The organism is Ruminococcus sp. N15.MGS-57 (genome assembly GCF_000980385.1).
Taxonomy (GTDB): domain Bacteria; phylum Bacillota; class Clostridia; order Oscillospirales; family Ruminococcaceae; genus Hominimerdicola; species Hominimerdicola aceti.
On the sequence record NZ_LARF01000013.1, the window covers coordinates 61,899 to 70,506 of the forward strand.

The window sequence follows — 8,608 nt, forward strand, 5'->3', positions numbered from 1 at the left end:
GTAAAGAATACCAATGCCAATTAACGAGATAGTTATAAAAGGTGCAAGAGAGCATAATCTCAAAAATGTTGATGTTACCATACCGAGAGATAAGCTTGTTGTTATGACAGGCCTTTCGGGTTCGGGTAAATCTTCTCTTGCATTCGATACCATATACGCTGACGGACAAAGACGTTATGTTGAGTCGCTGTCATCTTATGCGAGAATGTTTTTGGGTCAAATGGATAAGCCTGATGTTGACAGCATAGAGGGGCTTTCCCCTGCTATATCCATAGATCAAAAGACTACCTCCAAAAACCCACGTTCAACTGTTGGAACAGTCACCGAGATATACGACTATCTCAGACTGCTTTACGCCCGTATAGGCGTGCCACACTGTCCTGTCTGCGGAAGAGAGATATGTCAGCAGACAGTGGATCAGATCGTGGATAAGATAATGGAGCTTGACGAGGGTACAAAGATTCAGCTTTTAGCTCCTATCATCAGAGGTCGTAAGGGCGAGCATACAAAAGAGCTTGACCGTGCAAGAAAGTCGGGCTATGTGAGAGTGCGTATCGACGGCATAACCTATGACCTTTCGGAAGAGATAAAAATAGAGAAAAATAAAAAGCATACTATCGAGATAGTCGTTGACCGACTTGTTATCAAAGAGGGCATAAAGTCCCGTCTTACCGACAGTATCGAAACTGTTTCATCGCTTACAGGGGGACTTGTAGGAGTTGACGTTATCGGCGGAGAGGAAATGCTTTTCTCACAGAATTACGCCTGCCCTGAGCATGGTGTTTCTATCGACGAGCTGACTCCGAGAATGTTCTCGTTCAACAATCCTTTCGGTGCTTGCGAAAAGTGTACTGGTCTGGGCGTGTTCAAGAAGATAGACCCTGAGCTTATTATTCCTAACAAAGATCTTTCCATAAGGCAAGGCGCAATCAAAGCCAGTGGCTGGAACAGCCTTGAAGAAGGCTCTATCGCCATGATGTATTTCAACGCAATTTCTGAGACCTACGGCATATCCCTTGACGAGCCTGTGAAAAATCTCGACAAGGACGCTATAGACATTTTCCTTTACGGCACGCAGGGTCAGAAGCTTCACCTAAAGCGTGGCAATAAGTTCTATAAGGCTGACTATCAGGCAGAATTTGAGGGCGTTATACCAAACCTTGAAAGGCGTTACAAGGAATCCAACAGCGATTGGGCAAAGGCTGATATAGAAGCTTATATGAGCGATGAGAAGTGTCCTGCCTGCCATGGTGAAAGGCTGAAAAAAGAAAGCCTGAGCGTTACAGTTGGCGGAATAAATATCGCAGAGCTTTGTCACAAATCGGTTGCAAAAGCCCTTGAATTTTTCGAAAACCTTGAGATAAGCGACCGTGACAAGCTTATCGGTGAGCAGATAATAAAAGAGATAAAGTCACGCCTTGGCTTTCTCAAAAGCGTTGGACTTGAATATCTCACCCTGTCACGTTCCGCAGGCACACTCTCAGGCGGTGAGAGCCAGCGTATAAGGCTTGCAACGCAGATAGGCTCATCACTTGTGGGCGTGCTGTATATCCTTGACGAGCCGTCTATCGGTCTGCACCAGCGTGACAATGATAAGCTTATCGCAACCTTAAAAAGGCTTCGTGACCTTGGCAACACTCTCATAGTGGTAGAGCATGACGAGGACACCATGCGTGCGGCAGATTTCGTGGTTGACGTTGGACCAGGAGCAGGCATTCACGGCGGCGAGATAGTCTGCGCAGGAACTGTTGACGATATAATGAAGTGCAAGCGTTCTATCACAGGACAGTATCTCAGCGGTGCAAAGAAAATACCTGTCCCTGAAACACGCAGACAGGGCAACGGCAAGTATCTGAAAGTCATCGGTGCAACACAGAACAATCTGAAAAACATAGATGTTGAGATACCTCTTGGCACTTTCACCTGCGTAACAGGTGTGTCAGGCTCAGGCAAATCATCGCTTGTGAACGAGATAATCTATAAGGAGCTTGCGGGCAGATTAAACCGTGCGAAGATACGCTCTGGAGCATTCAAGGAAATGCAGGGGATAGAGCATCTTGATAAGGTAATAGATATCGACCAGTCGCCTATCGGCAGAACGCCAAGGTCTAATCCTGCCACCTATACAGGCGTTTTCACTGATATCAGAGAACTTTTCGCTCAGACCGCTGATGCAAAGATGAAAGGCTACGGTGCAGGACGTTTCTCATTCAACGTCAAAGGCGGAAGATGTGAAGCCTGCGAGGGCGACGGAATAATCAAGATAGAAATGCACTTTTTGCCTGACGTGTATGTGCCATGCGAAGTCTGCGGTGGTATGAGATACAACCGTGAAACGCTGGAAGTTAGATATAAGGGCAAGAACATCTATGACGTGCTTGAAATGACAGTGGAAGAGGGCGTTGAGTTTTTCAGTGCTATCCCTAAAATAAGCCGTAAGCTTGAAACACTGTATGAAGTTGGTCTTGGATATGTGAAGATAGGGCAGGCGGCTACAACGCTTTCAGGCGGTGAAGCACAGAGAGTCAAGCTTGCAACAGAGCTTTCAAAAAGAGCCACAGGCAGAACTATATATATCCTAGACGAGCCGACTACAGGACTTCATACTGCTGACGTGCATAAGCTTATAGAGGTATTGCAGAAGCTTGCAGACGGAGGAAATACAGTGCTTGTTATCGAACATAATCTTGATGTAATAAAGACCGCAGACCATATCATAGACCTTGGTCCTGAGGGCGGTGACGGCGGCGGAACTATCGTTTGCACAGGAACGCCTGAGGAAATTGCGGCTTGCGACAGGTCTTATACGGGACAGTATTTGAGGAAGATGCTGTAGGCAATTTTAAGTGAGGAGTGAGGAGTGAGGAATTGGCATAGCTGACCCTTGTGGCTCTTCAGTACGAGGTAAATGTATGCACTTTGTTTGTTCTGCTATATGGTGCAGAGGGGTGCAGAAATGAAACTACCAAACTAAATAATAATCAAAGCGGTGTCAGAGAAAAAACTTTGCACCGCTTTTTCAGTTATCATAAAAGCATCAGCAAAGAGCGTAGCGATTTTGCGGCAGTAGAACCTTTCCTGAATAATCTGTAGGGGCGAACAGCGTTCGCCCGTGCTCAGAACTTGTACAAATTCAGAACTGTAGGGGAGTTTTTTACGTTTGCCAAACAGCGTAATAATCAGGGTTTATTTCTTCGACGGGCGAACAGTGTTCGCCCCTACACATTATTTTAGCAAATACCGAATATAAATATCTCGGTGATGAACTTGTTTAAAATAAAGATAAAAAATACCACCTACGGCGTGTCGTTCAGTTTCTTTTTCGTCGTCGCACTTGTGTCTGTCTGCTCAGGTACGCAGGCGGATATGCTCTTTGTTACGCTTATGTGCTGCGCACTCCACGAACTGGGTCACCTCGTACTCATGACCGTTTTCGGAAGCTCACCGCAAGAAATTGTTGTCTATGGAGGCGGTATCCGCATTACTCCTGATAATAAACAGCTTTCTAAATACCACGATCTTGTTGTGCTTTTCGGTGGTGCAGCAGTAAATTTTGCCCTCTGCCTGCTAACATATCTAACAAATGGCGGTGTTTTTTTCTGCCAGGTGAATTTTCTGCTTGGTGCGCTAAACCTACTGCCATTTCGCTATTTTGACGGTGGCAGGATACTCGCCTTGCTTACCAATGGCAAGGTCTGCGAGTTTTTCAGAGCGGTGTTTATACTACTCTCAGCGGTGGCTATGATACATATGATACTCCACGGCACTGTGAGCGTTTCTTTTGCCGCAACTTTCTGCTTTATCGTCCTCTCGGAAGTCATATATTAACACTTTGCTTATTGCTTTTGTAATAAATTTTTGGTATAATGATATGAGATGCTTATGTATCTGTAGGGGCGAACAGTGTTCGCCCGTTTCACCTCACTTTGTGTATTGCTCTCGCTTTACTGGGTGCGGTGAGATAGTACAGACATTCAATATCGGAGGATAAAACTTTGGAAGAACTGAAAAAGAAAATAGAAAAGTTGCTGCTTAAAGTGCAGCGTCCGTCAAGGTATATCGGCGGCGAGGTGGGCAGCGTTGTAAAGGATAAGGATAAGGTGGACGTGCGGTTTGCCTTCTGCTTTCCTGATACCTACGAGGTGGGTATGTCACACCTCGGCATGAAGATACTTTACGGTCTGAAAAACGCCCGTGAAAATTGGTGGTGCGAGCGTGTCTTTATGCCTGAAGAGGACTACAACAAGCTTATGCGTGAGAACGATATCCCTCTTTACGCACTGGAGAGCCTTGACCCTATAAAGGATTTCGACTTCATCGGCTTTACGCTCATGTATGAGCTTTCTTATAATAATGTATTGGAAATGCTCGACCTTGCAGGTTTGCCGGTGCTTGCTAAGGACAGAACTGAGCTTACACCACTTGTTATCGCAGGCGGTCCGTGTGCCTGCAATCCTGAGCCTATGGCTGACTTTTTCGACCTGTTCATACTGGGCGAGGGTGAGGAAGTCAACGTTGAGCTTCTTGAACTTTATGAGAGAATGAAGCCTTTGAAGCCTACTAAGCAGGAGTTTCTAAGAGAAGCCGCAAAGCTGGAGGGTGTTTATGTTCCGTCTTTCTATGACGTTGATTACAATGAGGACGGTACTGTGAAGTCTATCACGCCAAACGTCCCTGAGGCACCTGCTAGGGTCAAAAAGCGTGTTATAAAGGATTTTGATAAGGTATATTACCCTGAGGGCTTTGTTGTGCCGTTTACTCAGATAGTCCATGACAGAGCGGTGGTTGAGGTACTGAGAGGGTGCATAAGAGGCTGTCGATTCTGTCAGGCAGGCTTTATCTACCGCCCGTTCAGAGAGAAAAGCATCGACACCATAAAGAACGAAACTAAGTCCCTTTGCGAGCAGACGGGCTATGAGGAAGTGTCTTTGTCGTCTTTGTCTACGAGCGATTACACAGAGATAAACAAGCTTTTGGAAAATCTTGTGGAATACACCGACGGCGAGCAGATAAACCTTTCACTGCCTTCGCTGCGAATAGACAATTTCAGTGAAGAGCTTTTGGAGAAAATAAAGTCCGTAAGAAAAAGCGGTCTGACCTTTGCTCCTGAAGCTGGCACACAACGACTTCGTGACGTCATAAACAAAAACATCACCGAAGAGGAGATAATGCGTACCTGCCGCACTGCCTTTGAGGGCGGTTACAGCACTGTCAAGCTTTATTTCATGCTTGGTCTGCCAGAGGAAACGCTGGAGGACGTTGAGGGTATCGCAAAGCTTGCGCAGAAAGTCCTTGACCTTTATTACGAAACACCAAAAGAAAAGCGTGGCAAGAGCGTGCAGATATCAGTTTCTACTGCAACATTCGTACCAAAGCCTTTTACTCCGTTCGAGTTCGAGCCACAGGCAACTCCCGAGGAGATAAAAGAGAAACAGGAACACCTTTTCAAAAGTCTTACAAGCCGTAAGATACGCCTTAGCACTCACCAATCCTATACATCTATATTGGAAGCGGTTCTTGCAAGAGGTGACAGACGTCTTGGTAAGGCGATATACACCGCATGGAAAAAGGGTTGCTATCTTGACGGCTGGGACGAGCATTTCAAGGCAGACAAGTGGCAGGAAGCATTTGAGGAGTGCGGGCTTGATACAAGCTTCTATGCTCACCGCAGACGTTCTTATGACGAGATAGCGCCGTGGTCGCACCTTGATTATCTTGTGAGCCACGAGTTTTTCGTTCGTGAGAACAAGAAAGCACATCAGGCAGTGACTACACGAAACTGCAAAGAGGGCTGTTCAGGCTGTGGCATAAAATGCGAATACGGAGGTGTTTACTGTGGCAAACGCTGAGCCGAAGAATGTAAATCTCCGTTTGGAGAGATTTGAATACAGAGCGGTATTTTCAAAAACAGGCAGGGCGAAATACATTTCTCATCTTGACCTCATGAGAGCCTTTCAGCGAGTGTTCAAAAGGGCGCACCTGCCAATATGGCACACTCAGGGTTTCAATCCTCATGTGTATATAATGTTCCCACTTGCATTGCCCCTTGGCACTGACAGCAGGGTGGAGATAATGGACTTTGCTCTCACTGAGGATATCCCATACGGCGAGGTCTTGGAGCGAATGAACGCACAAACGCCTGTGGGGCTTGAGATAGTGAGCGTTTCAAAGCCTGAGCATAAGCATACCGACATTACAGCGGCGGAGTATGTGGTGAGGCTGAAAACAGATAAGAGCGTACGTGAAGTGGCGGAGCTTTTCGGCAAGTTCATAGCACTTGACAAGATAGAGATAGAAAAGCGAACCAAGAAAAAGACTATCAATCTTGTGGATATAAAGCCACATATCACAGTGCTTGACAGCAAAGAGCTAGAGGACAGCTTTGAGGTGATATTAAAGCTGCCGTGTGGAAGCTCCTTCAATCTTAATGTGAACGTAGTCATAGACACGTTCTGTGAGCGTTATGGTATAGAAATATCGGAAATTTATACAGAACGTACAAAAATACTCATGGCAAATGGCGAAAATTTTATATAAATATCCTTGCAAAAGGTTTTGAGATGTGGTATAATATTAAAGCATTTGAATTACCGTCGGTTCTTCCGACGAGAGTTAATGCCACGCCTTTGAACGAAAGGCACGACATTAAAGCGGGCAGTCCTCTGGCTTTGCAGCGATAGCTGCCATAAAGCGAATGAATGTCTGAAAATATTAAGGAGGAATTTAAAGTGGACGCTTTAAAGCAGATTTCTAATTCAAGCCTTAAATCCGAGGCACCTGTTATCAATGTTGGTGATACAGTAAAGGTACACGTAAGAATTACAGAGGGTGACAAGTCCAGAATCCAGGTATTCGAGGGCACAGTTATCGCTAAGAAGCACGGTGGAATCCACGAGACATTCACAGTTCGTAGAGTAGCTCACGGCTGTGGAATCGAGAGAGTTTTCCCTGTTCATTCACCTGTAGTTGAAAAGGTAGAGGTTGTACGCAGCGGTAAGGTTCGCCGTGCTAAGCTCTATTATCTCCGTGACAGAGTTGGTAAGGCAGCTAAGGTCAAGGAAGCTATCAGATAATTCTTTCTATAAAAACGAGTCGGCTTTGGTCGGCTCTTTTTTTTATATCCACGACTGAGTTGTTCGCACGATATACGGTAGGGGCGAACAGCGTTCGCCTGCATATATCGCCCGACAATTTTATGATATTCGTACATTCGTTATATTTTCACAAACCATGTAGGGCGTCGTCCCCTACAGTTCTGAATTTGTACAAGTTCTGAGCATGGGCGAACACTGTTCGCCCCTACAGATTATTTGGGATAGTTTGTCTTGCCGCAAAATCACATGACATTTCACCGTCACATTGCACAAAATGTCGGTATTCGATTTATGCAAACAAATGATTTATATTTTAATTTGGCAACATTTCTGCAATTGTTGCATTTTTTATGCAACAAAACGCCCTTTTTTCTGGATAAGTAGAGGGGGATAATTTCCTCTGCTTCACAGAGAAAGGACGATAAAAATGGCAAAGAATTTTCACACAGACAACAAAGCTTTCATGCTTTACAAAGACTGGGAGGACATTTTTCAGGCGCTTGACAGCAGCGAAGAGATAGGCGAGCTTGTCATGGCGCTGTTTGCTTATGCAAAGAGGGGAGAAACACCAAAGCTGTCAGGCGGAGCAAAGATAGCGTTTCTTATGATGAGGGCTGCTATCGAGCGTGACGGCATTGCATGGGAAGAGATGTGTGCTCAAAGGAGCGAGTGCGGTAAAAAGGGGGGCAGACCTAAAAAGTCTGATGAGTCAGGGAATACTGATGAAAAAGCTGAGCAGACAGCTGCATCAGCAGATAATGCAGAAGAAAAACCTCAGGGTATAAATGATACCGCAGAAAAACCAAAAGCTTTTTCACAAACCAAAAGGTTTTCAGAAAAAGCAAAAAAAGCTGATAAAGATATAGATATAGATAAAGACAAAGATACAGATATAGATATAGACAAAGATACAGATAAAGATATAGATAAAGACAAAGATAAAGCTATAGATAAAGAGAAAAAGAAAGACGCAGGGACAGCGAAGTCTGTCGTCAGGTCTTTCGGCACACACAAAAATATAATGCTCACATCAGAGCAGTATAACGAGCTTGAAAGCAGGTGTCGGTCTGTCGGTCTGTCTTTAGAGAGCTATATATCTAAATTATCTCAATGGCTGTTTACCAAGGGCAGGCACTGCACAGACCCATACCGCATAATCTCAGGCTGGCTTGACAATGATTCAAAGAGAAAGACTGCGGCAAAGCCCAAAGAAAGACAAGGCTGCGATCTGTCGTGGTATGATGACTTTGCCATGAATTTTGATCTGTCAAAGTTTTTTTAGGCAATATCAAAAAGAAATTTATCTCACTGTTGGTTTGTCAATCATATTGGACACTATCATTAAGAAATTCGATAGGCGAAAACCATTTGAGGGGACGCATAGGACGGTTGTTTGTTCGACTTAAACGTGCAGCTAGCTGCACGTTTAAGTCGTCGCAGGAATAAAACCTATGGCACGAATAGAATTTGTTGTGATCTTCTCGGTGACTGCGCTCTACTTTGCCATTGTGCCT

At 45.0% G+C, this 8,608-nt stretch carries 6 protein-coding genes; all 6 read left to right on the plus strand.

The annotated features are described in order from the left end of the window. Window positions 1-13 precede the first annotated feature (13 nt). The 6 genes from uvrA (at window position 14) to WS40_RS04125 (ending at window position 8,376) form a co-directional block, all read left to right on the plus strand. Window positions 14-2,836 carry an excinuclease ABC subunit UvrA gene (gene uvrA / locus WS40_RS04100; protein WP_046440404.1) on the plus strand — a complete coding sequence of 941 codons (2,823 nt, stop codon included), beginning with the start codon at window positions 14-16 and terminating at the stop codon, window positions 2,834-2,836. A 425-nt stretch (window positions 2,837-3,261) separates the two neighbouring features. After that, window positions 3,262-3,828, plus strand: a complete 567-nt coding sequence (locus WS40_RS04105; protein WP_325208409.1) for a peptidase M50 — start codon at window positions 3,262-3,264, stop codon at window positions 3,826-3,828. Between the two features lie 167 nt (window positions 3,829-3,995). Continuing rightward, window positions 3,996-5,849 (plus strand): TIGR03960 family B12-binding radical SAM protein, encoded by a 1,854-nt coding sequence (locus WS40_RS04110; RefSeq protein ID WP_046440407.1) that lies wholly within the window; start codon window positions 3,996-3,998, stop codon window positions 5,847-5,849. Then, on the plus strand, window positions 5,836-6,537 hold the full coding sequence (locus WS40_RS04115; protein ID WP_195220851.1) for a TIGR03936 family radical SAM-associated protein: 702 nt from the start codon (window positions 5,836-5,838) through the stop codon (window positions 6,535-6,537). The genes WS40_RS04110 and WS40_RS04115 overlap by 14 nt, the downstream gene beginning before the upstream one ends. Window positions 6,538-6,728: 191 nt before the next feature. Continuing rightward, window positions 6,729-7,073: a 50S ribosomal protein L19 gene (gene rplS / locus WS40_RS04120; RefSeq protein ID WP_022286692.1), complete on the plus strand. Its 345-nt coding sequence runs from the start codon at window positions 6,729-6,731 to the stop codon at window positions 7,071-7,073. 448 nt (window positions 7,074-7,521) lie between these two features. Next, complete coding sequence (locus WS40_RS04125) at window positions 7,522-8,376, plus strand: DUF6291 domain-containing protein (RefSeq protein WP_046440409.1); 855 nt, start codon at window positions 7,522-7,524, stop codon at window positions 8,374-8,376. Window positions 8,377-8,608: the final 232 nt, after the last annotated feature.